This is a genomic window from Bacillus sp. mrc49 (genome assembly GCF_002803435.1).
The window spans coordinates 1-1,001 of sequence record NZ_PHNG01000553.1; the positions used below are offsets into that span (position 1 = coordinate 1).

The 1,001-nt window shown below is 44.7% G+C and carries 1 protein-coding gene; it reads right to left on the reverse strand.

The window, feature by feature from the left end; all coding sequences use genetic code 11:
* Positions 1-87: 87 nt before the first annotated feature.
* Positions 88-948 carry a ParB/RepB/Spo0J family partition protein gene (locus CVN76_RS05625; RefSeq protein ID WP_100530569.1) on the reverse strand — a complete coding sequence of 287 codons (861 nt, stop codon included), beginning with the start codon at positions 946-948 and terminating at the stop codon, positions 88-90.
* Positions 949-1,001 lie beyond the last annotated feature (53 nt).

Genomic DNA, 1,001 nt, shown 5'->3' on the forward strand with positions numbered 1-1,001 from the left:
CCATTCACCAAAGTACCTAATAAAACCATCATCTAATTCACCCATTTTTCGACAGTGAAAAAATAAATCGACATGCCATTTTCCAAGTTATGAGGAAAGGTTCTCTTGATCGATCAAGTCCAGAATCCGCTCTAGATCTTCTTTTGAAAAAAATTCGATTTCTATTTTCCCTTTTTTCTTGCTCTGCTTTATCGTTACACTGGTTCCCAGCCTTTCGCGAAGGCTTGTCTCGCGCTGTTTTATGAAAATATCTTTTTTCTCTTGTTTATTTGGTTTCGTTTCACGTGAAACGCGATCGTTCAATTGATGTATGTATTGCTCCAGCTGTCTTACATTCATTCCTTCTTTGAGGATTTTATCCACTACAGGCTTAAGCATTTCCTTGTTCTTGATGCCCAGTAATGCCCGGCCATGTCCCATCGACAGTTTGCCCGCTGAGATATGGCTCCTTATCCCTTCAGGCAGCGATAGCAATCGCACATGGTTGGCAATATGGGGCCGGCTTTTCCCCAGCCGGTTGGCCAGCTGCTCCTGGGTGAATTCCAGTTTTTCCAGCAGCGTTTGATAGGCCGCCGCTTCCTCGATCGGGTTTAAATCTTCCCGTTGCAGGTTTTCCAAAATGGCCAGTTCCATCATCTGCTGTTCATTCAACTCCCGGACAACGACAGGAACTGTCTTCAAACCAGCTTCCTTGGCGGCACGATAGCGTCTCTCCCCAGCCACGATTTCATATCCCTTAATACTTTTCCGGGCAATAATCGGCTGCAGGATTCCATGCTCCTCGATCGATTGCTTCAGTTCTTCTATCGCTTCAAGCCGGAAGTTCTTTCGGGGCTGATAAGGATTTGGCCTTAGTTCCATTAATTTGATTTCGCGCACGATTTCATCTTTACTTATTTCACCATTATTGAAAAGTGCGTTAAGTCCTTTGCCAAGCCCTTTAGCCATTTGATACCACTTCCTTTGCCAATTCTAAATAGACCTCCGCTCCACGTGATTTC

Coding starts and splice junctions, on each gene's coding strand:
- CVN76_RS05625 (WP_100530569.1), bottom strand. CDS start 948: ATGGCTAAAGGGCTTGGCAAAGGACTTAACGCACTTTTCAATAATGGT.